General features: G+C 72.6%; 30 protein-coding genes. 12 read left to right on the top strand and 18 right to left on the bottom strand.

Annotation, left to right across the window (positions count from 1 at the left end):
• Positions 1 to 158: 158 nt before the first annotated feature.
• Positions 159 to 1,073 (top strand): alpha/beta fold hydrolase, encoded by a 915-nt coding sequence (locus tag ACFYP4_RS21065; RefSeq protein WP_388787024.1) that lies wholly within the window; start codon positions 159 to 161, stop codon positions 1,071 to 1,073.
• Positions 1,074 to 1,165: 92 nt separating this feature from the next.
• Here ACFYP4_RS21065 and ACFYP4_RS21070 read toward each other — a convergent pair whose 3' ends face one another.
• The 9 genes from ACFYP4_RS21070 to ACFYP4_RS21110 form a co-directional block, all read right to left on the bottom strand.
• Positions 1,166 to 1,516, bottom strand: coding sequence for a UBP-type zinc finger domain-containing protein (locus ACFYP4_RS21070; RefSeq protein ID WP_388787027.1), 351 nt, complete (start codon positions 1,514 to 1,516; stop codon positions 1,166 to 1,168).
• Complete coding sequence (locus ACFYP4_RS21075) at positions 1,513 to 2,970, bottom strand: ATP-binding protein (protein ID WP_388787030.1); 1,458 nt, start codon at positions 2,968 to 2,970, stop codon at positions 1,513 to 1,515. Before ACFYP4_RS21075 ends, ACFYP4_RS21070 begins: the two co-directional genes overlap by 4 nt.
• A complete protein-coding gene (locus ACFYP4_RS21080; RefSeq protein WP_358855686.1) occupies positions 2,967 to 4,646 on the bottom strand; it encodes an FAD-dependent oxidoreductase in 1,680 nt (559 codons plus the stop codon). Before ACFYP4_RS21080 ends, ACFYP4_RS21075 begins: the two co-directional genes overlap by 4 nt.
• Before the next feature lie 96 nt (positions 4,647 to 4,742).
• Positions 4,743 to 5,990, bottom strand: a complete 1,248-nt coding sequence (locus tag ACFYP4_RS21085) for a DUF4032 domain-containing protein (protein WP_358855687.1) — start codon at positions 5,988 to 5,990, stop codon at positions 4,743 to 4,745.
• A 109-nt stretch (positions 5,991 to 6,099) separates the two neighbouring features.
• On the bottom strand, positions 6,100 to 6,909 hold the full coding sequence (locus ACFYP4_RS21090) for an N-formylglutamate amidohydrolase (RefSeq protein WP_388787034.1): 810 nt from the start codon (positions 6,907 to 6,909) through the stop codon (positions 6,100 to 6,102).
• Between the two features lie 28 nt (positions 6,910 to 6,937).
• Complete coding sequence (locus tag ACFYP4_RS21095; protein ID WP_358855689.1) at positions 6,938 to 7,393, bottom strand: cyclic nucleotide-binding domain-containing protein; 456 nt, start codon at positions 7,391 to 7,393, stop codon at positions 6,938 to 6,940.
• A 183-nt stretch (positions 7,394 to 7,576) separates the two neighbouring features.
• Positions 7,577 to 8,386, bottom strand: coding sequence for an SAM-dependent methyltransferase (locus ACFYP4_RS21100; RefSeq protein ID WP_388787037.1), 810 nt, complete (start codon positions 8,384 to 8,386; stop codon positions 7,577 to 7,579).
• A gap of 370 nt (positions 8,387 to 8,756) precedes the next feature.
• A complete protein-coding gene (locus ACFYP4_RS21105; RefSeq protein WP_358855691.1) occupies positions 8,757 to 9,002 on the bottom strand; it encodes a DUF397 domain-containing protein in 246 nt (81 codons plus the stop codon).
• Positions 9,003 to 9,004: 2 nt separating this feature from the next.
• Positions 9,005 to 9,871 (bottom strand): helix-turn-helix transcriptional regulator, encoded by an 867-nt coding sequence (locus ACFYP4_RS21110; RefSeq protein ID WP_358855692.1) that lies wholly within the window; start codon positions 9,869 to 9,871, stop codon positions 9,005 to 9,007.
• A 1,100-nt stretch (positions 9,872 to 10,971) separates the two neighbouring features.
• Between ACFYP4_RS21110 and ACFYP4_RS21115 the strand changes: the two genes are divergently transcribed.
• The 3 genes from ACFYP4_RS21115 (at position 10,972) to ACFYP4_RS21125 (ending at position 13,039) form a co-directional block, all read left to right on the top strand.
• Complete coding sequence (locus ACFYP4_RS21115) at positions 10,972 to 11,502, top strand: ATP-binding protein (protein WP_358855693.1); 531 nt, start codon at positions 10,972 to 10,974, stop codon at positions 11,500 to 11,502.
• Positions 11,499 to 12,308: a DUF6624 domain-containing protein gene (locus tag ACFYP4_RS21120; RefSeq protein WP_358855694.1), complete on the top strand. Its 810-nt coding sequence runs from the start codon at positions 11,499 to 11,501 to the stop codon at positions 12,306 to 12,308. The genes ACFYP4_RS21115 and ACFYP4_RS21120 overlap by 4 nt, the downstream gene beginning before the upstream one ends.
• Before the next feature lie 203 nt (positions 12,309 to 12,511).
• Positions 12,512 to 13,039, top strand: a complete 528-nt coding sequence (locus ACFYP4_RS21125; RefSeq protein ID WP_388787040.1) for a hypothetical protein — start codon at positions 12,512 to 12,514, stop codon at positions 13,037 to 13,039.
• Positions 13,040 to 13,160: 121 nt separating this feature from the next.
• Here ACFYP4_RS21125 and ACFYP4_RS21130 read toward each other — a convergent pair whose 3' ends face one another.
• On the bottom strand, positions 13,161 to 14,375 hold the full coding sequence (locus ACFYP4_RS21130; RefSeq protein WP_388787043.1) for a phosphatidylserine/phosphatidylglycerophosphate/cardiolipin synthase family protein: 1,215 nt from the start codon (positions 14,373 to 14,375) through the stop codon (positions 13,161 to 13,163).
• Positions 14,376 to 14,748: 373 nt separating this feature from the next.
• On the opposite strand from ACFYP4_RS21130, the gene ACFYP4_RS21135 reads away from it, so the two are divergent.
• A complete protein-coding gene (locus tag ACFYP4_RS21135) occupies positions 14,749 to 15,624 on the top strand; it encodes an oxygenase MpaB family protein (protein WP_358855697.1) in 876 nt (291 codons plus the stop codon).
• Positions 15,625 to 15,712: 88 nt separating this feature from the next.
• On the top strand, positions 15,713 to 15,901 hold the full coding sequence (locus tag ACFYP4_RS21140; RefSeq protein WP_388787046.1) for a putative leader peptide: 189 nt from the start codon (positions 15,713 to 15,715) through the stop codon (positions 15,899 to 15,901).
• Here the strand turns inward: ACFYP4_RS21140 and ACFYP4_RS21145 are convergent.
• On the bottom strand, positions 15,892 to 16,164 hold the full coding sequence (locus tag ACFYP4_RS21145) for a GlsB/YeaQ/YmgE family stress response membrane protein (protein WP_358850621.1): 273 nt from the start codon (positions 16,162 to 16,164) through the stop codon (positions 15,892 to 15,894). The genes ACFYP4_RS21140 and ACFYP4_RS21145 overlap by 10 nt on opposite strands.
• A 174-nt stretch (positions 16,165 to 16,338) precedes the next feature.
• Between ACFYP4_RS21145 and ACFYP4_RS21150 the strand changes: the two genes are divergently transcribed.
• A complete protein-coding gene (locus tag ACFYP4_RS21150) occupies positions 16,339 to 17,130 on the top strand; it encodes an inositol monophosphatase family protein (RefSeq protein WP_358855923.1) in 792 nt (263 codons plus the stop codon).
• A 123-nt stretch (positions 17,131 to 17,253) separates the two neighbouring features.
• Here the strand turns inward: ACFYP4_RS21150 and ACFYP4_RS21155 are convergent, their stop codons facing one another.
• Both ACFYP4_RS21155 and ACFYP4_RS21160 read right to left on the bottom strand, forming a co-directional pair.
• Positions 17,254 to 17,712, bottom strand: a complete 459-nt coding sequence (locus ACFYP4_RS21155) for a DUF4383 domain-containing protein (protein ID WP_358855924.1) — start codon at positions 17,710 to 17,712, stop codon at positions 17,254 to 17,256.
• 238 nt (positions 17,713 to 17,950) lie between these two features.
• Positions 17,951 to 18,532, bottom strand: coding sequence for a DUF488 domain-containing protein (locus ACFYP4_RS21160; RefSeq protein WP_358855925.1), 582 nt, complete (start codon positions 18,530 to 18,532; stop codon positions 17,951 to 17,953).
• A 167-nt stretch (positions 18,533 to 18,699) separates the two neighbouring features.
• Between ACFYP4_RS21160 and ACFYP4_RS21165 the strand changes: the two genes are divergently transcribed.
• The 3 genes from ACFYP4_RS21165 to ACFYP4_RS21175 all read left to right on the top strand — a co-directional run bounded on the left by ACFYP4_RS21165 (position 18,700) and on the right by ACFYP4_RS21175 (position 21,052).
• The gene (locus tag ACFYP4_RS21165; RefSeq protein WP_358855926.1) at positions 18,700 to 19,374 is read left to right on the top strand and encodes a DUF6629 family protein; all 675 of its coding nucleotides are present in this window, start codon (positions 18,700 to 18,702) and stop codon (positions 19,372 to 19,374) included.
• Positions 19,375 to 19,464: 90 nt separating this feature from the next.
• Positions 19,465 to 19,737 (top strand): DUF3253 domain-containing protein, encoded by a 273-nt coding sequence (locus ACFYP4_RS21170; protein ID WP_388787051.1) that lies wholly within the window; start codon positions 19,465 to 19,467, stop codon positions 19,735 to 19,737.
• Positions 19,738 to 20,038: 301 nt separating this feature from the next.
• Positions 20,039 to 21,052, top strand: a complete 1,014-nt coding sequence (locus ACFYP4_RS21175; protein WP_358855928.1) for a zinc-dependent alcohol dehydrogenase family protein — start codon at positions 20,039 to 20,041, stop codon at positions 21,050 to 21,052.
• 73 nt (positions 21,053 to 21,125) lie between these two features.
• Here ACFYP4_RS21175 and ACFYP4_RS21180 read toward each other — a convergent pair whose 3' ends face one another.
• Positions 21,126 to 21,455, bottom strand: coding sequence for a helix-turn-helix domain-containing protein (locus tag ACFYP4_RS21180; protein ID WP_358855929.1), 330 nt, complete (start codon positions 21,453 to 21,455; stop codon positions 21,126 to 21,128).
• A 135-nt stretch (positions 21,456 to 21,590) separates the two neighbouring features.
• A complete protein-coding gene (locus ACFYP4_RS21185; protein WP_358855930.1) occupies positions 21,591 to 22,427 on the bottom strand; it encodes an EamA family transporter in 837 nt (278 codons plus the stop codon).
• A gap of 123 nt (positions 22,428 to 22,550) precedes the next feature.
• Here ACFYP4_RS21185 and ACFYP4_RS21190 point away from each other — a divergent pair, with 123 nt between their 5' ends.
• Positions 22,551 to 23,135, top strand: a complete 585-nt coding sequence (locus ACFYP4_RS21190) for an XRE family transcriptional regulator (protein WP_358855931.1) — start codon at positions 22,551 to 22,553, stop codon at positions 23,133 to 23,135.
• 36 nt (positions 23,136 to 23,171) lie between these two features.
• Here ACFYP4_RS21190 and ACFYP4_RS21195 read toward each other — a convergent pair whose 3' ends face one another.
• From ACFYP4_RS21195 to ACFYP4_RS21205, 3 genes are all read right to left on the bottom strand, one after another.
• The gene (locus tag ACFYP4_RS21195) at positions 23,172 to 23,402 is read right to left on the bottom strand and encodes a hypothetical protein (protein ID WP_388787056.1); all 231 of its coding nucleotides are present in this window, start codon (positions 23,400 to 23,402) and stop codon (positions 23,172 to 23,174) included.
• 18 nt (positions 23,403 to 23,420) lie between these two features.
• Positions 23,421 to 23,591, bottom strand: a complete 171-nt coding sequence (locus ACFYP4_RS21200) for a hypothetical protein (protein WP_388787059.1) — start codon at positions 23,589 to 23,591, stop codon at positions 23,421 to 23,423.
• 153 nt (positions 23,592 to 23,744) lie between these two features.
• Positions 23,745 to 24,278 carry a GNAT family N-acetyltransferase gene (locus tag ACFYP4_RS21205; RefSeq protein ID WP_358855934.1) on the bottom strand — a complete coding sequence of 178 codons (534 nt, stop codon included), beginning with the start codon at positions 24,276 to 24,278 and terminating at the stop codon, positions 23,745 to 23,747.
• A gap of 493 nt (positions 24,279 to 24,771) precedes the next feature.
• On the opposite strand from ACFYP4_RS21205, the gene ACFYP4_RS21210 reads away from it, so the two are divergent.
• Positions 24,772 to 25,491, top strand: a complete 720-nt coding sequence (locus tag ACFYP4_RS21210; protein ID WP_388787062.1) for an ANTAR domain-containing protein — start codon at positions 24,772 to 24,774, stop codon at positions 25,489 to 25,491.
• The last annotated feature ends 127 nt before the right edge of the window (positions 25,492 to 25,618 follow it).

The following is a 25,618-nucleotide window of genomic DNA, read 5'->3' on the forward strand; positions in this document are numbered from 1 at the left end:
ACGGTGGCCCGACCGGGGCGGGACCGCGACGGTCCCGCCCCGGTCGGGCCGCCCCGGAGACGACCGGACTCCGCGCCGGCGATGAGTTCTCGCGCCTGCCGGAGTCTTCCCTGTGTCACCGCGACCGCGGGGGCGCCCGCGGCCGGAAGGAACACCCCATGACCACCACACACACCCTCACCGCCCCCGGTGTGCGCCTGCACTACGAGGTCCGCGGAACGGGCCCGCTGCTGCTGGTGATGGGGGCGCCGATGTCCGCCGCGGCCTTCGCGCCGCTGGCCGACGCGCTGGCCGGCGACCACACGGTCGTCACCCACGACCCGCGCGGCATCGGGGGAAGCCGCCTCGACGACCCCGGGCAGGACTCCACCCCCGAACTCCGGGCGGATGACGTCGCCGCCCTCCTCGACGCCCTCGGAGCGGAGTCCGCCGACGTGTTCGGCAGCAGCGGCGGCGCGGTGACCGGGCTCGCCCTGGCCGCCCGGCACCCCGGCCGGGTGCGCACGCTCGTCGCGCACGAGCCGCCCCTCCTGAGCCTGCTCCCCGACGCGGCGGAGCGGCACGCCGCGACGGAGGACATCATCGAGACCTTCCACAAGGAGGGTGTCGGAGCGGCGTGGGCGAAGTTCATGGCCGTGTCCACAGCCCCCGGCGCCGTCACGGGCCCGCCCTCGGAGGCCTCTGACGCCCAGGAGTCCCCGGGGTCCTCCGATGCCCCGGAGTCCCCCAGGTCCTCCGATGCCCCGGAGTCGCCGGAGTCCCACGAGCCCTCGGCGCAGGATCTCGCCGACAGCGCCCATTTCTTCGCCCACGAACTGCGCGGCACCACCCGGTACGTGCCGGACATCCCGGCGCTGACGTCCGGGCCGGGGCGTGTCGTGGTCGCAATCGGCGCCACGTCGGGACCGCTGCTCACCCACCACACGTCCACCGCGCTGGCCGGACTGCTCGGCACGCCGCCGGCCGAATTCCCCGGCGGGCACGGCGGCTTCATGGAGCAGCCCGAGCAGTTCGCCCAGGCCCTGCGCGAGGTACTGGCGGGCGAGGGAGACGGGGGTCCCACGACAGGCTGAGCGGAGCGGCACGGGACGGGCACGGGCCCGGGCCCGTGCCCGTGCCCGCCGGGACCGTGCAGCGGGCCGCGCGGGGCCGGCTCCCGCGCACGTCAGCGCAGGGTGTCCGCCCAGTTCGCCGGGACGCGTCCCGCGGGTCCCGGCACCGGCTGCTCGGCGGGGTGACACAGCGGCGGAACCAGGTCCGGGCCCGACTCGTACAGCTCGGAGCTGTCGAAGTTCCAGAACCAGTTCTCGCCCGGTTCGAAGCTGCGGATGAAGGGGTGCCCGGTCTCCCGCGCGTGGGCGGAGGCGTGCTTCGAGGGCGAGTCGTCGCAGCAGCCGATGTGACCGCACTGCGCGCAGCGCCGCAGATGGAACCACCATCCGCCGTCCGCGTCGCAGTCACCGCATCCGGTGCCGCTCGGTGGGACGCTGGGATCGATTCCGGCGGGCAGGGTCATGCTGGCTCCTCGGGGGTGTCGGGTTCCGCGGCGGTCAGGGGGAGGCGGACCTGGAAACGGGTGTCGCCCGGCACGGACCGCACCTCCAGATGACCGTGGTGCTTGTTGACGACGATGCGCCAGGAGATGTCCAGGCCGAGGCCGGTGCCCTCACCCACCGGTTTCGTGGTGAAGAACGGATCGAAGATGCGGTCGCGGATCTCCACGGGCACCCCGGGGCCCGTGTCCCGGAACTCCACCAGGAGCCGGTCCCGCTCGAGCGCCGTCCGCACGGTCAGCGTGCCGTCGCCGTCCGTGTCGTTCATGGCCGAGACCGCGTTGTCGACGAGGTTCGTCCAGACCTGGTTGAGCTCGCCGGGGTAGGCCGGGATCCTCGGGAGGGTGCGGTCGTAGTCCTTGACCACGGTGATGCGGGAACCGATCTTCCCGGACAGCATCAGCAGAGTGCTGTCGAGCAGTTCGTGCACGTCGCAGACCTGGTACGGGGCCCGGTCGAGCTGGGAGTACTGCTTGGCCGCGTCGACGAGATGCGAGATGCGGGCGGTGGAGTCCTCGATCTCGTTCATGAGGAGCTCGGTCTCCACGGTGTAGTTGAGCCAGCCCACGGCCCCGGGAAGGATCTCCGCGTCGACGGCCGCCGCGACCTGGTCGAGCCAGTCGACGTCCAGGCCGGCCTGCACGAAGGTGGGTGCGAGCCGCCACCCCTCGGTGATGCCGTGGTCGTCGAACCAGTCGCCGAGGGCGTCCTCCCGGTCGGACGCCTCCAGCGGGCTCAGCGCGGGCGCCTTGGCGACCCGCTCCGCGGTCCGCTCCTGGAGTTCGATGAGGCCGGCCAGGGCTTCGCGCGAGAAGGGGCCCGTGGCGATGATGCCGAGCTTGTGCCGCATCTTGGCCACCCGCTCCCGCAGCGACGAGGTGGCCCGCACCGCCGCGGCGGCCGGGTTGTTCAGCTCGTGGGTCAGGCCCGCCGACAGCGAGCCGAGCGCCAGCAGCCGCTCCCGCTGCCCGATCACCTGCTGGGTGTTCCTCGAACCGAAGAACAGCCCCTCCAGCAGATGCACCGCCATCGGGAACCAGTCCTGCATGATCGCGGCGAACGTCTCGGCGGGCAGCACGAAGAACCGTGAGGGCTCGGTGACCCGCATCGAGCTGTTGTAGACCGGGCGCACCCGGTCGCCCAGGTAGGCCTGCATGGCGCCCGAGTACACACCCCGCAGGGAGCTGCGACTGATCTCCACGTCGTCGCCGCCGACCCGGCGCGACAGCACCACCGTGCCCTCCAGAAGCACGAAGAAGCACGTGGCCGGCTCACCCTCGGTGTAGACCGGGCCCGGCTCGAACCGCTCCACGCGGCCCTCCCGGCACAGCCGGTCGAGCTGGTCGCCGTCGAGCTTCTCGAAGAGGAACAGCGTGCTCAGCTCGGCGACGCTGCACGGCACCGGGTGCCCGCTCACGACTGCTCCAGATAACGGTGGACGAGCATGACGGCCATGGCTCCCTCTCCGACCGCGGACGCGACCCGCTTCGCGGACTCGGCCCGCGCGTCACCGGCCACGAACACGCCGGGCACGTTGGTCTCCAGGTGGTACGGCGGCCGGTCCAGCTCCCAGCCCGCCGGCGGCTGCCCGTCCGCGGTCAGGTCCGGACCGGCCACGATGAACCCGCGCGGGTCCCGCAGCACGGTCCCGTCCAGCCAGTCGGTCAGCGGCGCCGCGCCGATGAACACGAACATCCACTGCGCGTCGACGAGTTCGGTCTGCCCGCTCGCCACGTCCCGCAGGGTCAGCTGCTCCAGATGGTCCGAGCCGTGCGCGGCCTCCACGACCGTCCCTGTGCGGACGCCGATGTTGGGCGCCTCCTCGATCTGCTGGATCAGATAGTGCGACATCGACGCGGACAGCGACGAACCACGCACCAGGATCGTGACCGACTTCGCGCCCCGCGCCAGATGCATGGCGGCCTGCCCGGCCGAGTTCGCGCCACCGACGATGTACACGTCGTGGCCCTGGCAGGACGCCGCCTCCGTGAGCGCCGAGCCGTAGAACACCCCGCACCCGGTCAGGGCGGCCAGCCCCGGTGCAGCCAGCTGCCGGTACGACACACCGGTCGCCAGGATCACGCTGTGCGCGGCGATCGCCGAACCGTCCGAGAACCGGACGGTCCGCGACGCCCCGGTGACCTCCAGGCCCGTCACCTCCCGCGCGGTGAGGATCTCGGCGCCGAACTTGGCGGCCTGCCGGCGCGCGCGGTCGGTGAGCTGCGCCCCGGACACCCCGTCCGGGAAGCCCAGGTAGTTCTCGATCCGCGAGCTCTGTCCCGCCTGCCCGCCCGTCGCCGACCGCTCCACCAGAACGGTCCGCAGCCCCTCCGAGGCCCCGTACACCGCCGCGCCGAGGCCTGCCGGGCCGCCGCCGATGACGACCAGGTCGTAGAACTCCGCCGTCGGTGTCGTGGCCAACCCGACGTGCGCCGCGAGGTCCGGGTCCGCGGGCTCCACCAGCGGTGTGCCGTCCGGTGTGATCACCAGCGGTAGCCGCTCCGCGTCCGCTCCGGCGGCGGACAGCAGACGCCGTCCCTCCGCCGTGTCCGACGAGTACCAGCGGTACGGCACCTGGTTGCGGGCCAGGAACTCCCGGACCCCCGACGAGCGTGCCGACCAGCGGTGCCCGACCACCTTGCAGACCGGTACGGGCCGGTGGTCGGCGGCCCGCCATGCCTCCAGCAGTTCGTCCAGGACCGGGTACAGCTTCTCCTCGGGCGGGTCCCACGGCTTGAGCAGATAGTGGTCCAGGTCGATCACGTTGATCGCGTCGATCGCCGCGTTGGTGTCGGCGTACGCGGTCAGCAGCACCCGCCGCGCCCCGGGATAGACGTCGAGGGCCTGCTCCAGGAACTCGATGCCGTTCATCTGCGGCATCCGGTAATCGGCCAGGATCACCGCCACCTGGTCGCCGCGCAGTTTCAGCTCGCGCAGCGCCTCCATGGCCGCCTCACCGGACTCCGCCCGCACGATCCGGTGGGCCTCGCCGTAGCGGCGCCGCAGGTCGCGTGCCACGGCCCGCGACACCCCGGGATCGTCATCCACGGTCAGAATGACGGTCCTCGCGGAACCAGCCGCCGCCTGTGCCATACGTCTCCCACCCCGAGCGTGTCGCTGTACTCGCTCAATCGTATGTATGAACGGTCACCTTCGCTTCCGAGCCGCTGCCTGCCCGGTCGGCGCGGGTCAGGCGGGCCGCCCCGGCCCCTCGGCCGGGGGCGGCAGCTCCGCGCGCACCCGGGGCAGCACCTTCGCCACGAAGTCCTGCACGGCCGTGTCCAGGCCGATGTCGTGCTGGGCGTGCTCGGACAGGTACCAGCGGTGCTCCAGCAGCTCGTGGTAGAGCTCGGCCGCGTCCATCGTGCCCCGCAGTTCCCGCGGTACGGCCCGCACGGTGGGGCGGAACACCTCGCGGACCCAGCGGTGGGCCAGGACCTCGGGACGGGCGGCGAGCGGATCGCCCGGCGCGTAGTCCTCCTGGGTGGCCATCCAGCTCTCCAGGTCGTTGAGCAGCCGGCGCGCCTGGTTCTCCTCGGCGTCCAGACCGGTCAGCCGCAGCAACTGCCGCTGATGGTGACCGGCGTCGACGACCTTGGGGACGAAGGTGACGGTGTCGCCGTTCGGCGAGTGGCCTATCTGCATCTCGGCGACGTCGAAACCGAGGTCGTTCAGCCGCCGGATCCTGCGGTCGATGTAGTGGTGCTTGCCCGCCGGGTACACGGAGGTACGGGTCAGTTCCTGCCAGAGGCCCTGGTAGCGCGCGCAGATCTCCTTGCCGAAGTCGATCGGGTCCACGGAGGGATGCAGCGCCCCCGCCGCCTCCAGGTCCAGCAGCTCGCCGCTGATGTTGACCCGGGCCAGGTCGAGGTCGTACTCGCGCTGGCCCTCGCTGAGCGTGGCGTGCAGCTCCCCGGTTTCCGCGTCGACCAGATACGCGGCGTAGGCGCCCGCGTCGCGCCGGAACAGCGTGTTGGACAGCGAGCAGTCGCCCCAGGCGAACCCCGCCAGGTGCAGCCGGACCAGCAGCACGGCGAGCGCGTCCATCAGCCGGTGCATCGTGGCGGGACGCATCGTCGTCTCGAACATCGACCGGTACGGCATCGAACCGCCCAGGTGGCGGGTGATCAGCACCGGCTCCAGCGGCCCCTCGGTCCCGACCCGGCCGGTGACCACCGCGAGCGGATCCACCGAGGGGATGCCGAGCCGGTCGAGGCTGCGCAGCAGCTCGTACTCGCGCAGCGCGGGCCGCTCGGCGAGTTCCTTGACGGCCACCACCTCGGTACCGGCGCGCGCGTAGCGCACCACGTGCCGCGAGATACCGCGCGGGAGCGGCACCAGGAGATGCTCGGGCCACTCCTCCAGCGGCAGTTGCCAGGGCAGTTCGAGCAGGAGCGCGGGATGCTCCGGGTTGGTGGCGCTGATCTGCAATGCCATCGATGTGCTGCCCTCACCTCAGGGTCGACGTCTCGCCGCAGGAGCATCTCCGCATCCGCGCGCCGGTTTCGTCAACCGGGTGCCCGAAGGGTGGGCGGCCGCGGAGCCGTTAGGGGAGGGACGCGGCGTCGACCAGGTCCGTCAGCGCCGCGGCGAGGCGGGCGAGCCCCGGACCGGCGGGGCCGCCCGGCTCGCTCATGTAGGTGTCCCGCCGGATCTCCACCATGAGGGCGCTGACACGCGGTTCCCTGCCGTGGAACTCCAGCGGCACATAGGTGCCGGAGAAGGGGCTGTCGGTTCCGGTGCCGCCGAGTCCCGCGCAGGCCTTCCGCGCGGCGGCCAGCAGCCCGGCGGGCGTGTGGAAGGAGTCGGTGCCGAGACAGACCGGCGGACGCGGGCCGTCGCCGTGCAGTTCGTAGGGCAGCCGGGCCGTCGGGTAGGAGTGGACGTCGATGACCACCGCGCGCCCGGTGGCCGCCAGCCGGTCGGCCACCGCGTCCGTCATCGCCCGTGCGTAGGGGTGGAAATAGCGGTCGATCAGCGGTTGCGGGTCCATGTCGTCGGGGCGCAGCGGCGCGCGTCCCGTGGTGCGCGTGTAGACCGCGCCCATTCCGACGGCCAGCATCTCCTCCCGCTCGTCCGGGAAGCGCTCCGGATCGACCACCAGCCGGGACAGCCGGTTGACGAGCCGCCAGGGTGTGACCCGGGCGGATCGTGCGACGAGCGCGGCCAGTTCGGCGGTGTGCGCGTCGGTGATGTGGTCCAGCTCCCGTTCCAGCGCGGCGTCGTCGAGGAGGATGCCGTCGCGTACCGCGGCCGGTATCGCCCGCGCGGAGTGGGGCACGTGCAGCAGCACGGGGGAGTCGGTGGCGCCGGGGAGGACTTCGAAGGACCCCGGGGCCCGGGAGGTGTCGTTCACGGGACGATTGTCGCGGTGGGCCCGGGCGTCATCTCACCACGCCGCCGTGGCGGGCGTAGTGCTCGATCAGGGCCTGCCGGGTCGTCTCCAGCCGGTGGGCCAGGATGGCGCCGATCGTGCGGGTCAGCGAGAGTTCCAGGGCCGGGTCGTCGGCGCACAGCGCGAGCACCGCGTCCGCCTCGAACTCGTAGGCGCGTACGGGGCTGAACGCCTCGGCGCCGAAGTCCCACCGGTGCGGTGGGAACAGCCAGGACCAGCCGAGCAGGTCGCCCGGTCCCAGCGCCGCGACCGAGATCCGCCGGTCCGCGACGACCTGCTGGTAGAGGGAGACCGTGCCGGACCGGACCACCCAGAAGCGGTCCGCGATCCCCCCGGCCTCGAAGATCCTGCCGTCCGCGGGGAACGCGACCTCGCGGGCCACGCCCATGAGGCGTTCACGATGGTCGGCGGAGAGTGCGTGCAGCAGCCGGAGAGCAGTGGGCATCGCGGACCTCCGTCGCGCCGCCCCGGGAGAGTCCGCTCCGGGGGAGTGGGCCCCGGACCTGTGACGGGATTGGCGCATCTCGTACCGGTTGTCTTCCGTCACCCTCCATTGGAGCGGACTCCGCGCGTTCCGTCGCGCCGGGGGCCGGAATCCTTGTGTTCACCGGCCTCCGGGCACCGGTGGTCACGGTTTGCGGGCCACACCCCCGTGGACGTCCGTCGGCTCGGGCGAGGTGCCCGGGGCGGGCCGCCACAGCGGGCAGGACACCACGCCGGGCTCGACGAGCTCCAGGCCGTCGTAGAACGCGCTGACCTGCTCGGGGCTGCGCAGCACGTAGGGGACGGCGCCGGTGTCGTCGTAGCCCTGCTGGGCCTCCTTGAGCGCGGCGTCGGTGTCCGTGCTGTCGTAGTGCACGAAGCAGCTGCCGGGCGGCAGGGCGTCCTGGAGGCGACGGACGATCGACCTGGCCTCCTCGTAGTCCTGGATGTGGCCGAGGATGCCCATGAGCATGAGGGCCACGGGTTTGCCGAGGTCCAGGATCCGGCCCGCCGCCTCGATGATCTTCTCGGGCTCGCGGAGATCCGCGTCGATGTAATCGGTGACGCCCTCGGGCGTGCTGGTCAGCAGCGCCTGGGCGTGGCGGAGCACCAGGGGGTCGTTGTCGACGTAGACGACTCGGGACTCCGGCACCACGCGCTGGGCGACCTGGTGCGTGTTGTCGTACGTGGGCAGGCCCGTGCCGATGTCCAGGAACTGGCGGATGCCGAGCTCGCCGGCCACGAAGGTCACGGTGCGGACCAGGTAGTCGCGGGAGGCGCGGGCCATGGTCTCGATGTTCGGGGCGACCTCGCGGTAGGCGTCGCCCGCCGCCCGGTCGACCTCGTAGTTGTCCTTCCCGCCCATCCAGTAGTTCCAGATGCGGGCCGAGTGCGGGACCGTGGTGTCGATCTTGGACAACGCCTCCTGGTCGGGGAGGGACCGGCCGTCTGCCATGGGAGTCTCCTGCCGTGCGTCTCACGTGGTCTGTCACCAACCTATCGACAACTGCCGTTTGGACGGCGCGAGTTGGGGGCAGCCGGGCGGCGGGTGCGGAGGGTGTGGCCGAATACGTCGCACGGTCGGCGCGTCCGGCGCCCGGGGGTGCCTCTGACGTGCGGCTCAGATGGAGCGGTGGTGCGGCTCGTGCGGACGGCTCGCTCCGTGACGGCCGGTTTTCCTCGGCGGGGGACGACCCGCACGGGAACGACCCGCACGGGGGCAGCCCGCACGGCGGGAGTGCCGTGCGGGCTGTCCGGTGGTGCGGGCGCGGTGGCGGCCGGCGCCCGCACGTTCGTGAGCCGGCTCCGTAATTCCGGCCGGCGGGTCAGGAGATCAGGAAGTCGGCCTGGCCGGCCTTGACGCCCGCCAGGAACGAGACCATCTCGGCCCGGGAGTAGACCAGCGCGGGCCCCTGCGGGTCCGTGGACTGGCGGAGGGCCACACTGCCGTCGGCCAGCAGTTTGGCCTCGACGCAGCTTCCGCCGTTCGTGCCGCTCCAGGGCTTCAGCCAGCCCTCGGTTCCCAATTCGGTGGCGGTGACGCCGCTGCGGACGGGGCCCGTGGATTCCATGGTCACAACTCCTCACGCAGTTCAGCCAGGATGTCCCTGGTCCGAGCGACCGGCTCCGCCTGCACGGACATCCGGTCCAGCACTTCGAGATAGGTCACGACGTCGGCGGGCTGGTCGACGTAGACGGCGCCCGCGAGGCTCTCGGTGTAGACGACGTCGGGCAGTTCCGAGAAGCCGAAGCGGAAGTAGTGGAACGGGCCGAAGGCGCCGGGGTGTGCCCCCGCGCCGAAGCGCATGATCTGGATCCTGACCTTCGGCATGTCCAGGGCCTCGGCGATGCGGTCGATCTGGGCCCGCATGACCGCGGCCCCGCCGACCGGCCGACGCAGCACCGTCTCCTCCAGGACGGCCCAGACGGCGGGCGCGTCCGGCTTGGCGAGCAGATCCTGGCGCCGGGCGCGCAGATCGACCCGGCGGGCGATCTCCTCCGGCGACTCGTTGGGGAAGCCGACGTGCAGGAGGGCGGCGGCGTACTCGCGCGTCTGCAACAGGCCCGGTACGTAGTGCGGTTCGTAGAGGCGGATGACGCTGGCTTCGCTCTCCAGGCTCACGTAGGCGCTGAACCACTCGGGCAGCACGTCGCGGTACTTGTACCACCAGCCCGGCCGGTTGGCTTCCCTGGCCATGGCGAGGAAGTCGTCCACCTCGGTCGCCGGGACACCGTAGGTGCGCAGCAACTCCTTCACGTACGGGATACGGAGGCCGACCTCGGCCTTCTCGATCCTGCGGACCGTCAGGGGGGTGACCTCGATGGCCCGCGCCGCGTCCTCGAACGAGACTCCGGCCCGTTCCCGCAGGTGCCGAAGCCGCTTGCCGAGAACGATCCGCAGGACGGTCGGCGCGCTGCCGCCGGAACGGTTCTCGCTCACGTCCTGCCTCCCGGTACGGCCGTCACAGCGTGCAGTGTGGCACGCGGCGGCCGACAGAGACAGGGTGATGCGAAACGTTCTGAAATTATCAGAACGCAGGTTGCGACCTGAGTCCGTCCGCCACCATAGTGATCGGTGAACCTGTCGCCCGGAGAGGGGCGACGACGAGCAACTGCGCCTGTCCGTACCGTCGTTGACGGAGGACCAGGTACGGGGCGCAGCCGCACACGACGTGACGTGAGACCGGGTGGCCACCGTGACGGATGGACGATCGAGCACCGGGCACAGCGAGCGGCCGTGCCGTGCGCCGCGCGACCTCCGCCGATGTCCGGAGCGGCGGCGCGAGCGGCTCGTGCGGGACTGCGAGCGGCGGTGCCACCCCGTCCCGGGGGTGGTGGCGTGACGGGGAACGCGGGGCCGTTGACCGCGGTGCCCTTGGCCGCCGGGCCGGCCGGTGTTCCGTTCGGTGCCGGGCCGGCGGGTGCCGGGCCCCCGGCTGTCCCCGCCGGGGCGCTAGCGATCTTCCGGTGCGCCAGGGTCGTACGATTGGGTGCCCCACCGGCCCGCCGACGGCGTCGGTCCGCCCGAGCCCGGCTCTGCCCCGGCGGGCTGTACGCGCCGCGAAGCCGGTGTGCCCGCGGGAACGATTCCCCTGGGCGCGGGCAAGCGATGCGACGCACTGCGGCCGTCGCGCCGCCGTGTACCGAGCAGAGCCGTTCTCCCACCCAGCCGAGCCGTCGCCTCGGCGGGCGGAGACGCTTCCTCGCCGGACCAGGCCGTCGCCTCGCCCGGCGGAGCCGTCTCCAGGCCGGGCCACGCCGTCGCCTCGGCGGACGGAGCTGCTTCCCCGACGGGGCGCGCCATTGCCTCGGCGCGCGGAGCCGATGCCCCGACGGGCCAAGCCACTGCCTCGGCGGGCGGAGTCTCCTCCCCGCGGGGCCGAGCCGCTGCCCCGCCCGGCCGAGCCGCTGCCCCGCCGGACCGGGCGACTGGCGTGCCCCCTCGCCCCCGCCTCCTCCCACCGGTCCGGCCGACCCGCTGCGCGGCAGGCCGCCCGGCCGGACCGTCCCCCCAGCCGCGCCGCACGCGAAGGAGGCTCGATGACGGCATCCGGAGCGCACCGCCGCCGGCCGTCGCCCTCACCGGCACCCGGTGCCCACGCGCCGTACGTCCACGCACACTTCGGCCGGCGCAGGCCCGGTGAGGCCGTGAACCAGATGACCGGGCACCGCATGCTCCGCACCGTCGTGCCCGCCCACCCGTCACAGGCCGCGGGCGTCCGGCGCGTGATCACCACGCACCTCACCGCCCTGCCGCTCCCCGCCGAGACCGTCGACAGCGCCGTCCTCGCGGCAGACGAGATCTTCGCCAACGCCGTCGGACACGGCAGCACCGGCCCCGCCGACACGATCACCGTGACGGTCGAGTCCTCCGGGCGGCACCTGTGCGTGACGGTCGCCGACAGCTCGTCCGCCGTCCCGCGGGCCCGCCCGCAGGACGCGAGCGCGGAGTCCGGCCGGGGTCTGGCGATCGTCGCAGCGCTGGCCGACGACTGGGGCGTCGCCCCGCCCGCGCCCGGCACGGCCGGCAAACAGGTGTGGTTCACCCTGGCGCTCCAGGAGGCGCCGTGAAGCGCTCGGAGCAGGTGGCGGGTGAAGAGGCCGACGGCGTCCGGCGGATGCCGCGGCCGGACGGACGCGCCGACGGCGTGCCGGTGTTCCTGCCCGGTCAGCGGGCCGGCGCGGCGCCCATGCGTCTCCCGAACGACTCTGCGGGGGACGCGCCGGGGCGACCGGTGCGCGACGGGGTTCGCCACGGCGGGACCGCTCTCACCGCGGACGGGTGCCCGGCCGGTGACGCGGCGCCCTCCCGGGACCCGGGGACCGGTCCCGCCGACGGCTCCCCCCTGGACGGGGGAGCGGCGGGAACCCGCATGCTTCCCGGGGTCGCCACCCTGCTGGCCGGGGAACTGATCCGCAGGGCGGAGGAGGACACCCGGCTGACGCGGCGGGCGCAGACGGACCTCGCCCCCGGGAACCGCCGCGCCCTCGTCGCATGCCGCCGGGCCAACGCCGACGCCCTCCGGACGATCGTCTCCCGGCACGGCTGGCCCACCGCCGACCAGGTCGGGGCGGCGGCCTCGACGGCCGCCGTCATGATCCTCCTGCACACACCGGACCTCGACTTCCAGCTGCTGTGCCGCGACCTGATCGCCCAGGCGGCGGCCGACGGGCGCTGCCCCGAGGCCCAGCACGCCTACATCGCGGACCACTGCGCCGTCGAACTCGGCGAACCGCAGTTCTACGGAACCAGGGTCAATCCGCTGACCCTGCGCCCGTACGCGATCCGGCAGCCGCACACCATCGACGAGCGGCGCCGTGACGTCGGGCTGGGCCCGCTGGACGAGCAGATGCGCGCCCTGCGCCACCACGGCTGAGCCGGCCGGCTCTCACACTCCCGGGCGTGATGTGCAGCACGCGCCCGGTGGTCGCCGTCGCGCCCCGGGAAAGATTCCCGCTGCGCACGGCTTGATCGACGATCAAGCAGCGAGAATTCCCAGGCCACGGTACGTTCCACGCATTTGACACGTCGTCGAGCGCACGGATAAGAAAGCACCTCTCGGAGGTCGAGAGGTGAACTGTGTACGAGCCGAATGTGGTCGGAGACTGGCAGGAGTGCGACGAGCACGCCGGCCTGCGTGTCCGCGTCCACGGCTTGGAGAAGGCGGAACCCCCGCGCGGCCGCGACGACGCCGCTGAGGGACTCACCTACTTCAGATTCCGGGTCACCGTCGAGAACCGCGCGAGCGAACACTTCGGCATCCACCTGGAGGACGGCCAGATCGACGTCCGGCTCGGCACGGACGGCGAGAGCGCGATCCTCGACTGGCGGAACTCACAGTTCATCGAGGGCTTCGACGTCTACCCCCTGCGCCGGGCCACGGCGGTCGCGTACGCCGCAGGCAGGGACACCGACCTGGCCCGGATGGACATCCAGGTCCAGCTGAAGGTCGACGAGGAGTGGACCGACCGCTACCTCTGGTCGGGCGGCGTGGGCCTGCCCGAGGACCCGGTCGGCACCGGCATACGGACCGGCGCCGTGGAGGAGAGCCTCGCCTGTCAGGTGAGCAACTTCCTCAGGAAGGAAGCCGGCCCGGGCGTCGAGTGACGCCACCCCGGCCGCACCACCGCCCGGCCACGTCGGCACCGTCGATGCGCCCGGACGCCGAACACCGGCCGCGCCGCCGGAAGCACCCGTCGCGGGCTCACCGGCGCGCAGCCCGCCCCGGCTACAGGAAGCGCCGTATCGGCAGGACGGCGCACTCCTTGAGGCGCTGGAGCAACGGGCGGTGCTCCCAGCGGACCGGGTCGATGATCACGGCCCGCTCCCGGTCCTTCTCGAAGTCCTGGTCGAGCGCCGCGGTGAACTTCTCGTCGAGCACGGCGAGCATGACCTCCTCGTCGTGCTCCATGGAGCGGCGGTTGAAGTTGGTGGAACCGATCAGGGCCGCGACCCCGTCCACGGTCATGATCTTCGTGTGGATCATGGTCGGCTGGTACTGGCTGATCTGGACGCCGGCGTCCAGGAGGCGGCTGTACAGGTGCTGACCGGCGAGACGACAGGCGCGCTGGTCGGTGTAGGGGCCCGGAAGCAGGATCTCGACCCGCACTCCGCGGCGCGCGGTCGCGGCCAGCAGGTCGGCGAAGTACGCGTCCGGGGCGAAGTAGGCGGTGGACAGGCGCACGCGCTCCTGGGCGGAGGTGAGCATGATCCGGATGAGGGTCTGCATGTCCTGCCAGCCGAAACCGGCCGAGCCCCGCACCACCTGCACGGTCGAGTCGCCCGGCTGACCGTGCCGGGTGAAGCGGTCGCGCTCGTCGAACAGCTCGTCGTGGCACTCCGCCCAGTTCTGGGCGAAGGCGGCGGCGATACCGTCGACGGCCGGGCCGCGTACCTGCACGTGGGTGTCGCGCCACTCGGAGGGATTCCGGGCGTCGCCGCACCACTCCTCGGCGATGCCGACGCCGCCGGTGAACGCCGTGTGCTCGTCGATGACCAGCGCCTTGCGGTGGCAGCGGTGGTTCTGTTTGAAGGGGGAGAGCAGCAGCGGCTTGCGGAACCAGCCGATCTGCACGCCCGCGGAACTCATGGTCCGCAGCAGGTCCGCCTCGATCCTCTTCGCTCCGAAACCGTCGAGCAGCAGCCGGACACGTACACCCGCGCGGGCCCGGTCGGCCAGCGCCGCCGCGAAATCGCGCGCTATCTGCCCCCGCCAGTAGACGAAGGTCATCATGTCGACGGTGTGCTCGGCGGCGTGGACCGCGTGCAGCATGGCGGGAAAGATCTCGTCGCCGTTGCGCAGCGGGACGAGTTCGTTGCCCTCGGTGGCGGCGATGCCGAGCAGCCGCTCCAGTCTTCGCCGCAGCCGCTGCTTGCGCGCCTCCGGGTCGCCCCCGCCCACCGTGTCCTCGTGCTGGGGTTCCAGCGCCGTCGCTTCACGCATTCGCCGTCTCCTGTGTCCGTTCACTGTCGTCGACGGTCCGAGCCGGACCTCCGACCGGGCCGGCGGGCGTGCCGCCGGACCGCTCGCCGACCGGGCGGGACCGCGGTGGGGAGGGGCCGCCGCGCCGGCCCTGAGTCTCCCAGGACGCGGCCGTGCCCCTCCGCTCGACCGCGCGGGCGCCGGGGTGACCCGGCCCCATGGCCCCGCGCGGGAGCACAGCCACCGACGCGACCGGGGGGAGTCCGTCGGTGGCACACGTTCTGGTGCCCCCGATCGGGAGTCGTACTCCGGCGGATGTCCGCGGTGCCGCGGACATGCAACGCCCTACTCCCACGACTGCCGGCGCGGGCGGTTCCTGCGGGACACTGGTGCCATGGACACGTACGCATCCGCGGTCTCCGGCTTGCGTGAGCGGCTCGGTGCCGAGCTGTTCAGCCGGGTCGCGGGCCCCGAAGGTCCGGCGAACCGGGCCCGTATCCACGACACCCCGGGACCCCGGTGGTTCGGCCCGGACCGTCCGATCCGCACCGTCCACGGGGACGCCTCGATGTTCGTCGGAGGGGTGCGCGCACTGCTGCTGCAGTCGATGCACCCGCTGGCGATGGCCGCGGTCGCCGCCCACTCCGGATACCAGGGCGACCCGTGGGGACGCCTGCAGCGCACCAGTACGTTCCTCGCCGTCACCACCTTCGGCACCGCCGAGGACGCGCAGCGGGCCGTCGACCACGTCCGCGCCATTCATCGCAGGGTGCGCGGGACGACGGACCGGGGCGAGCCCTACCACGCGGCCGACCCGCATCTGCTCGGCTGGGTGCACGCCGCCGAGACCGACAGTTTTCTCGACGCCCACCAGCGCTACGGGGCGCACCCGCTGGACGCCGCCGCCTGCGACGCGTACGTCGCGGACACCGCGCGGGTGGCCGAGGCGCTCGGTGTCGTGGACCCGCCCCGGAACCGGGCGGAACTCGCCGAGGTTCTCGACGCCTACCGCCCCGAGCTGCGTGCCACGGAGGCGGCCCGGTCGGCGGCCCGCTTCATCCTGTTCCGCCCGCCGCTGCCCCTCGCGGCCCGTCCGCCCTACGCCGTCCTGACGGCTACGGCGGTGGCCGATCTCCCTCCGTGGGCCCGCGGCCCGCTGCGGCTTCCGCGGATCCCGCTGGTCGAAGGCGTCGTGGCGCGCCAGGCGGGCCGTGCGATCGTCGGGACGATCCGCTGGGTGATGACCCCGCCGCCGCCCCTGTCGCGGTGACCGGGCCGACGCCTGCCGGAGATCCTTCGGTTCGTCCATGACCCGGGATCTCCGGACCGGCCGAACGCTCGCTGACTCGATCGGTGACATGAAGAAGCGACGCGGACTCACGCGGCGGCCCCACGTCGATCTGGCGCGTGTCTCCGGCTCGGCCTGTGGCTCACGTGTCGGGGACCGGCGGTCCGTCCCACGACACGCGGACGGCTCCCGCCCTGCGAGCAGGGGAGGGAGCCGTCCGCGTGTGTCGGGGTGTTGCCGCCTGGCGTGTTACGCGTGACGGTGGCGCTTGCCGGTGACGAGGCGGTAGATGGCGAGCAGGATGACGGAGCCGAGGATCGCGGCGATCCAGGTGGAGAGTTCGAAGAACCCGTCGATGGAGTCGACGCCGAAGACGACCTTGCCGAGCCAGCCGCCGAGCAGGGCGCCGGCGATGCCGATGAGCATGGTGATGATGATGCCGCCCGGGTCCTTGCCCGGCATCAGGGCCTTGGCGATGGCGCCGGCGAGCAGGCCGATGATGATCCACGCGATGATGCCCATGCTGTGTCTCCGTCTGATCGTGTAAAGACTGTGTCAGCACACCGTCTGCACCGTCCGCGGCCGGACAAACATCTCGCGCACATCACGGTTCCGCTTTTTCGGCCGGCCGCGGCCGAACCGCCGTGGGACACCTACGCGTACGACGGGGATGCGACGCCCGATACGCTGCACGCCGTGATCACCTCAAGCCTTGACGACACCGAGGTCGCGGTAGCCGCGGCGCGGGCCGGCGCGGAGACCGTGCACGCCAGGTACGGCAAGCGGCTCACCCGCATCGACAAGGGCGCCGGCGACTTCGCCACCGATGCCGACGTCGCGGCCGAGGAAGCGATCCTCGGCGTTCTCCGTGCCGCGCGGCCCGACGACGCCGTGCACGGCGAGGAGGGCGGACGGCGGGGCACGGCTGACGCGGCACGGCAGTGGCTGGTCGACCCGCTGTGCGGCACGCTCAACTACGCGGTCGGCTCCATGCTGGTCGCCGTCAACGTGGCGCTGCGCAACGGTCCGGCCGCGGTGGCGGATCCGTTCGGCGGTGAGATCTTCTTCACCGACGGTGCGACCGCCCGGGTCCGGTGCGACGGGGACGACACGCCTCTGGTGCCGACGGCCGCCTCCCGGCTCGTGGACGTGAACCTGGACCCGCCCTTTCCCGGCGCGCCCGGATTCCGAGCCGTCGACCTCCTCGCTCACCCCGGTTTCGTCGAAGGGTTCCGGCCGCGGGTCGTCTCCACGACGCTGGCCCTGGCATGGGTGGCGGCCGGCAAGCGCGCCGCATACGTCACCGACGGCGGTGACCTCACGGAAAGCGTGCACTTCGCGGCGGGCATCGCACTGTGCCGGGCCGCCGGCTGCGTCATCAGCGGCGTCGACGGCGCCCCGCTCGGGCGGGCCGGCCGGGGGCTCGTCGTGGCTGCGGACGCGGAGACGCACGGGCTGCTGCTCTCGATGATCCGCGGCCGGGGCTAGGGTCGCCGGCCCGGGCTCCGGATCCAGCGCCCGCTCCGGCTCCGGCTCCGGCTCCGGCGCCCGCTCCGGCTCCGGCTCCGCCTCGCGACGCTCGGGCGCCCGCGGTGCCCCCGCTGCCCGGGGCTACCGGGTCGCTCGCCGGGTGCCGGTGTCGCGGGTGAGGAGGAAGCCGAGGGCGATCATGCCGATGCCGAGGACGAAGTGGAGCCAGTTGTCGGCCGTGTTGACGGGGATGAAGTTGGCGTCACTGGCACGGTCGATGAACAGGCCGTACAGCCACAGCACCAGGTAGATGGCGCCGCCGACGACGAGGTAGGTGCGGGCGGTGCCGGGGGTGCGGGCCAGGGCGAGGCCGGCGACGCCGAACAGCAGGTGGACGATGTTGTGCAGGACGGACACCTGGAAGATGCCGAGGAGCTTGGCACCGGAGTGGTGGGCGGCGAACTCCATCGTGTCGTAGTGGGTGGTGACACCGGGGATGAAGCCGAGGATGCCCACGAGCAGGAAGACGGCGCCGACGAGGAGCGCGGCCTGTTGTACCCGCGTGCGGGTGGGGGCTCTGGAGGGTGTGTGCGCGGTCATTAACCTGTTCCCTTCGTCCGTACGTCGGGCTGAAGCCGCCCGGTCTGTGTGTCTTGGTCAGTACCCACGGTGAGGAAAACATTCGGCTCATATCGGGTGATTTCGGGCGTTCGGGCCCGTCGCCGGGGCTTCTGCGGCGCCCGGCCGGGCGCCGCGAATCCCGGCCGTCGGCGGGAGCGGATCGCGTCCTCGCCGGTGGTGCCGCGGACTCCTGGGGGCGCCGACACCGTGGATCCCGTCAGGGAGGCGGACCTGCGTCGTCATACACCAGGAGGCCGTCCTCGCGAAGTCGCACGCCCGGCGTCGGACTGTGCGGGGTGAGCCGGCCGTCGTGCATCAGATGGCGGACGGGCACGCCGCGGGCCAGGACGGCGAAGTCGGCGATCAGACGCCGGTGGCACCGCCACCACACCGCTTCGGCGCACATCACCGCGGTGCGCTCCCCGGCCGCCCGGCGCACGAGATCGTCCATGGCCGCGACGAAGTCGGGGCTGCGGGTATGGGCGGCGTAGCCACGGAACGACGCGTTGCGCCAGACCGTGTCGGGTGAGTGCGGCGGCGTTTTGCGGAAGCCGCCCAGGCGCGGCTCCCACCGGTAGGTCAGGTGCTCCTCGGGCATCCACTCGGCCAGTCGCCGGCGTGACACGTCCGGGTGCCGGCGGCTGCCCGGAGCGGTCCTGACGTCGACGACGGCGGTGACGCCGGCTCCCCGGAGGAGTTTCGCCAGCGAGGCCCGGTCCGCGGTGCTGTGGCCGAAGGTGAGCAGCTCCCGCGGGGGCACCGTGAACCCGTCTGCGGGGGCGGCCCGGTCGTGGTCCATACGTCCAGTGCAGCAGCTCCGGGCCGGCATGTCCTTTGCCGGCGTTCGGGCCACGGGCCGGATGAGCTGCCGCCGCCGTGTCAACCGGGGAGCCGGCCGCGGGCGTCGTAGCGTGGGTCGCGCCGACCGTGGAGGCCCCCGGCGACGGCCGACCCCGAGGTGGCGTGATGTGCTGGAGTGCGAAGGCGGACCTCGTGGCGGGCGCCGGGATCGCGGCGCTCGGAGCCGCCTGCCTCGTGCGTGCACGGCGGCGCCGGGATCTGCCCATGGCCGCCCTGCCGGTGCTGCTCGGGGCCCACCAGATCGTCGAGTCGGTGGTCTGGCACGCCGGAGGCGGCGCGGGACCCGCCACCGTGGCCTGGGCGGTCATCGCCCTTCCGCTGCTGGCGGTGTGGGTGCCCCTGGGTGTGATGTGCGCGGCGCCCCGAAGTGCCCGGCGCCGGGTGCTGACGCCCCTCGTGGCGGGAGCCGTGACGGCGACGGCCCTCGCTCACGCCCTGGCCGTGCGTCCCGTGACCGCCGAGGTCCGTGGCCACACCCTCGGCTATGTGCTGGACCTGCCTCACGCCCAACTCCTCATCGGAGGCTACCTGTTGGCCACCGTGGGCTCGCTGCTGCTGTCCGGAGACCGGGGGCTGACAGTGCTCGGGGTGCTGGTCGCGGTGGGCGCGATCGTCTGCTGGGCGCTGTGGCGGCTGGAGTTCGTCTCGACCTGGTGCGCGTTCGCCGCGCTGTGCTCGGTCGTCCTGTGCTTCTGGGTGCGCGGACGGGAGGACGCCGGGGCGGCGGACCGGACGGCGCGGGCCGGGGAGCGGGTACGAGGGAGCGGTCCCGGTGTGTGAGGCGCGCCGCTCAGCCGGTCACGGTGCGCGCGGGACGACGCCTGTCACCGCACCACTCCCTGTTGCCGTCAACGTTGCGACACTGGTGGAGTGACGGACGGCGAGAGGCAGACGGACCGGCGCCTGGAGCGAGCCATTCTGGAGCTCCTGGAGCGACGCGGCCCGAGTGCGACGATCTGCCCCTCGGACGCCGCGCGGGCGGTGTACGAAGGGGACGACGACGGCTGGCGCGCGCTCATGGAACCGGCCCGCCGCGCTGCCCGGCGGCTGGTCGCGGCCGGCGAGGTGGACATCACCCAGGGCGGCCGTCCCGTCGATCCGGCACAGGCCCGCGGCCCGATCCGCATCCGCCGCGCCCGCTGACACCACGTGCGCGTGCACCACGGCGGGGTCGAAAGCCGGGGTCGAAAGCCTTCCTTGCGCCGCGGACGGCCCGCCGCCCTCCTAATTACGACGTCGGTCGAAGTTTGACGGTCATTGAAAGATGTGTTTTGGTTGGCGCATGGACGGCCGGGCGGCCGACGCCGTGGCCGTACTGCGGGCGTCCGTTCCGCGTCGCCGGCCTGCTCCGTCGATCCCGCGGCGCACCCCTACGTGCCTGCACCGGATTCAAGGCGCCGGACTCCTGTCCCGGCACCGGCACCCGTTCTCAGGAGAGGTCCCCATGGCGAAGATCGTTCAGTTCGACCGGCTCGGCGGCGCGGAGGTCCTGACCCTGCGCGACGTGGAGACCCGCGATCCGGGCCCCGGCGAGGTGCGCGTCCGCGTGGACGCGATCGGCCTGAACCGGGCCGAGATCATGTACCGCGAGGGTGCCTACTTCTACCAGCCCGTCCTCCCCTCCACGCTCGGCTACGAGGCCGCAGGAACCGTCGAGGCGACCGGTGAGGGCGTGACCGGCTTCGAGGCCGGCGACCCGGTCGGTGTGATCCCCGCGTTCCTGCTGACCGAGTACGGCACCTACGGCGACCGGGTGATCCTCCCGGCCACCGCCGTCGTCCCCCGGCCCGCATCCCTCGCCCCCACCACCGCGGCGGCCGTGTGGATGGCCTACCTGACCGCCTACGGCGCCCTCGCCGAGAAGGGCCAGGTGCGGCCCGGCGACCACGTACTGATCACGGCCGCCTCCAGCAGCGTGGGTGTCGCCGCGATCCAGACGGTCCACCATCTGGGGGCCGTCGCGATCGCCACCACCCGCGGCGCCGCCAAGAAGCAGGCACTGCTGGACGCCGGCGCCGATCACGTCGTCGTCACCGACGACGAGGACCTCCCCGCGCGTGTCAGGGAGATCACCGGCGGCCAGGGGGTCCGGCTGGCCTTCGACCCGGTCGCCGGTCCCGGCGTCGAAACGCTGGCCGAGGCCATCGCCCCCGGCGGCAGCCTGATCGTCTACGGTGCGCTCGACCCCCGCCCCACCCCGCTGCCGCACGCCCGGTCCTACCCGGCCCTGACCACCAGCACCTACACGCTCCACGAGGTCACCACCGACCCCGAACGGCTGCGCCGCGGTGTCGCCTTCGTGAACGCGGGCCTGAAGAGCGGTTCGCTGGTCCCTCTCGTCGACCGCACCTTCGACCTCGCCGACATCGCCGACGCCCACCGCTACATGGAGTCCAACACCCATCTGGGCAAGATCGTGGTCACCGTCACGCACGACGCGGACGGGCCCGCGGCCTGAAGTCCGCGCTCGTCACGGTCCCCGTACAGGACGCGGCCCCGCCGCGACCCGGGTGTTTCGGCGCCGGACCCGTCTACGCGGCGGAAGCGGCCAGGACCGCCGACAGCAGGCCGGGGAAGCGGGCCTCCATCTCCTCGGTCCGCAGCGTGTTCATCTTCGTCGTCCCCACGTAGTACTGGCGGATCAGCCCGGCCTCCCGCAGCACACTGAAGTGGTGGGTCAGCGTCGACAGCGACACCGGCGCCTCGAACGTCCCGCAGCTCATGTCCTCACCGGCGTAGGCCAGTTGGCAGACCACTCCACGCCGCACCGGATCCACCAGAGCCTCCAGCACCTGCTGCAGGGACACCTGCGACAACTCCGGGTGCTCCACCGTCCGGGGGGCGGTACGGGGGCGGGCCATGGTGACTCCTCAGAACGGCATGAGCGTGCAGCTCCATAGTACGACTGCCATCAAAATTGGGTGTCGCGCGGGCCTGGAGCGCGTGGTGTTCCACGAGCTCGGGTGCTCCCTGCGGGCGTGCGGCACGGGGGCGGGTCAGGTGAGGGCGAGGAGGCTGACGGCTACGGCGGCGGTGCCCAGGCCGACGAGCTGGCCCCGGTGTATGCGTTCGGCGAGGACGCCGCGGGCGAGCAGGACGGTGCCCGCCGGATACAGGGCGGTGATCACGGCGACGACGGTGAGGTCTCCGCTGCGGGCGGCGAGCAGGAACAGCAGGTTCGCCAGCGAGTCCAGCACCCCGGCGGCCGCCGAGATCGCGATGGCGGGCTTCTCCGTACCGAGCCGCCGGAACATCACGGCAGCCGCGGCGAGCGTGACGGCCGAGGAGACCGCCCTGCCGACGATCAGCGGGGCCACGCCGCTGTCGCCGGGCGCCTGGTGCAGGCACACGAGCTGAAGGGCGATCGCGGCGCCCGCCCCGAGGGCCAGCAGCAGTGCCGTGCGCGACGGACGCGAGGAGCCCGTGCCGTGCCCGGCGCTGACCAGGACCACCGCCACGAGTGCCAGTGGCAGACCCACCAGGCCGCCCGTCCCCAGGTGATCGCCCTGGAGCAGACCGACCGTGACCGGCAGGGCGGCGGACACCAGCGCGGTGACGGGCGACAGGACGTTCATGGGGCCGATCGCGAGCGTCCTGTAGAGCAGGGCGAACGCCGCGGCGGACGCCACCCCGGACGCCGCGCCCCAGCCGATGCTCGCCGGAGTGAACGAAGCACCCAGGACGGGCCACAGCAGCAGCTCGACCACGAGACTGGCGGGGGCCGCGACCATCACGGTGCGCAGCACATGAGCCTTGCGGGCGCCGAGGCCGCCGAGGAAATCGGCACACCCGTAGGCGAGAGAGCTGCCCAGGGCCAGCAGGAGAGCGATCACGGTACTTCCCTATGTTTCACAATGGAACGACTCGACCGTACAATGAACCGACCGCAGGTTGTCAACCAAACGACCGGGCGGTCCATTCCAGTGATCCGCAGGACGGGACAGGACGGTGATCAGGTGCCCGAGGCAGAGGAAGCCCTGCGCACGCTCGCGCACAACGTGAGAGCCGCCCGGACACGGGCGGGCCTGTCCCTGGACGAGCTCGGCCGGCGTGCCAGGGTCAGCAAGGGCGCCCTGGTGGGGCTGGAGAAGGCCCAGGGCAACCCGAACTTCTCCACCCTGGTCCGCCTCGCCGACACGCTCGGTGTCTCGGTGTCGACCCTGATGGAGGGGCCGGCCGAAGGCCGCGTCCGGGTGGTGTCCGCCGACGCCGTCATGCCGCTGTGGGCCGGCGAGCGGGGCGGCGAAGCCCGGCTCATGCTGACCACCGCGGGGCCGGCTCCGGTCGAGGTCTGGCGCTGGAGACTGGAGCCGGGTGAGGAGTACCCCAGCCACCCCCACCAGGCCGGCGTCGTGGAGACCGTCAGCGTCACCTCCGGCCGGATGACCCTGGTCGTCGACGGCACCGAGCATGCGGTCCAGGCCGGGCAGACCGCCACCTTCGACGGCGACACCGTCCATACCTACCGCGGCTCGGGTACCGGAACCTGCCACCTGATCATGACCGTCCACATCCCGCCCGGCCCGGGCTCACCGGCCTGACCTCACAGCGGGCCAAGGGGCTCGGAGCCGCGCCGGTCAGAGGGACTGCCGACGGCGCGCGTTCCTCCGATTGGCGACCAGCAGGCACGGCCACACGAGGACCAGGCACACCGCGCCGATGATGCGGCCCGCGCCGGCGCCGTCGATCAGTTTCCACACCAGCAGGAGGATGCTCAGACAGAACATCGGCCAGTACACCCGAGGGCCCCACCGGTTGCCGGCCCTCGTCCAGGGCGGCGGAACGCGGGAGCCGGAGCGTTGCTTCATGCGCGATCTCCCTCTCCGTCAACCCTGGTCCCTGTCAGTGCCGTTGGCACCGTCGCGTCTGGTGCGGCGCCACATCGCCGCCGCGATCAGCCCGAAGGCCAGCACGGCGATCAGCGCCTGCACCCAGGCAGGCACGAAATCCGGCGCCCGCCCTCCTGCCGCCGTCACGATCCAGCCCTTGCCAGCCATGCGCGTCCCTTCCGCCGGCACCAGTGTGCGATGCGGAAACGGATGCCCCGGAAGCAGAGAGTCATGAATATGCCGGTGCCTGCAGGGGATCGGCCCCGTACGTCTCCCGTCGTCGCGGTCGGCGCGTCACGACCCGCCGTCAGCGCGGCCCGCTCACCCCTCGTATTCCGTCAGGTCGATGCCGTACACGCCCAACGGATAGCCGTACACCGGGTGTTCGGTCTCACGCTCCAGTGTCAGTCCGAGCTTGCTGATGACGTTCTCGGAGGCGTCGTTGCCCATTCGGTTGATGCTGATGACCCGGTCCAGGCCGCGGTCCTGGAGCGCGAACTCCAGGACGGCGTGGGCGGCTTCGGACGCGTATCCCTGCCCCCAGAACGACGAGCCGAGCCGCCAGCTGATCGCCACGGCGGGCAGTACCTCGGGAAGGAACTCGGGCACCGACAGACCCGCGAAACCGGCCAGTTCCCCGGAGGCCAGCAGCTCGACGGCGAAGATGCCGAAGCCCTCCTCGTCCCATTCCTCTTCCCACTGCTCGATCTCGGTGGCCGTCTCGTCCAGGCCGAGGAGCGACCCGTCGCCGACCCATCGCATCACCTGGGAGTCCGCGTTGATGTCGGCCAGGGGCGCGAGGTCGTCGTCGGTCCAGCGGCGGAGTACGAGGCGGGGGGTGCGGATCTCGGTCATGAAGCACATCCTGCCTGACGTACGAGGCCACGGCTGACCTGGGGCCGGACCCGGCGGGGGGTCGGCTCTGCGCCACGGGGCCGGACGGGGGAGCACGCGTCGCGGGCGAATGATGCGTCGACGCGTGGCAAAACGGGCAAGAACCCGGAGCGGTCGGAAAGCGACCTCCGGACGACCCGGTTCCCCAGCGCCGTGAAGGCCGGTGCGGACAAGGCCAGTGCGGACGAGGCCGGTGCGGACCGCTTCACGGCGTACGCCACCTCGTGACCGGGACCGCGGCGTCCAGGACCGGACCGCGCAACGCACTGCCTGCTGCCGAGAGCGGACCCACCCCGTACGGACCCGTGCTTCGCCCCGCCGCCCGGCCGCACAGATGGCATCTACACGAAGTTCGGCGTGCCGCGTGCTCGCGCTCCGCTCGCATCACGTGACGGGGTGCGCGCGACCGGGACGGCATCGGCAGAGGGCTTTTCAGGGGAGAGAGGCGTTTGCGATGGAGCACGCGGAGACAGCACCCGAGGTGTGGGTGGAGAAACTGCCCGTCCAGGCGGGAAGCGGGCGGTCGGCGTGGCTGATACGCCCGGTCGGCACCGTCGACCGGGCGGGCCATCCGCTCTTCGAGGCCATCCGGACGGCGGGGGAGCGTGCGGGCACCGCGGTCGTCGTCGACCTCTCGCACGTACGTGCCCTGTCGGCGGGGGCCGTCCGGGAACTGCTGGACTGCGCCCACACGCTGGAGGCCGCGCGGGGCCGGCTGCTGCTGGCGGGCCCGGCCCAGGACGTCGACCCGCTGCTGAGGCTCGCTCTCGGCCTCGCCCCGGTCCCGGTCTTCGCGACGCTGGGAGCGGCCGTCCACGCGTGCGCGAGCCGCGTGCCCGCGGACGCGACCGGCGTCCCGGGAGGCGGCACGGCCGCCGACAGGGGCGGCCGGACGGCGGCGCGCCATGACGAGCTGGCGCAGCTCCAGCAGGCCGTGTCCTCGCACGCCGTCGTCGACCAGGCCATCGGCATCGTCGTCGCGCTCGCCGGTCTGCGTACCGAGGACGCCTGGCACGTCGTACGGGAGATCTCCCAGCACACCAACATCAAGATGCGGCACGTCGCCGAGCTGATCGTCGAGTGGGCCCAGACGGGCCATCTGGCCAGTGACATCCGCCATCACCTGCAGAGGAGCCTGGCGGCACGGCGGCCGGCGCTGCCGGAGGCGGGCTGACGAGACGGCCGCGCGGCGGGACACGGCCGCGGACACCGACCTGGTTCCGACGACCAGACCGTCGTAGTACGGCGGAGGGCGCCGGACAGGAGTGAGCGGCCGCCCGCCGCTCTCCCGTGACGCGGCT

Source organism: Streptomyces sp. NPDC005551 (genome assembly GCF_042871785.1).
Lineage (GTDB): Bacteria > Actinomycetota > Actinomycetes > Streptomycetales > Streptomycetaceae > Streptomyces.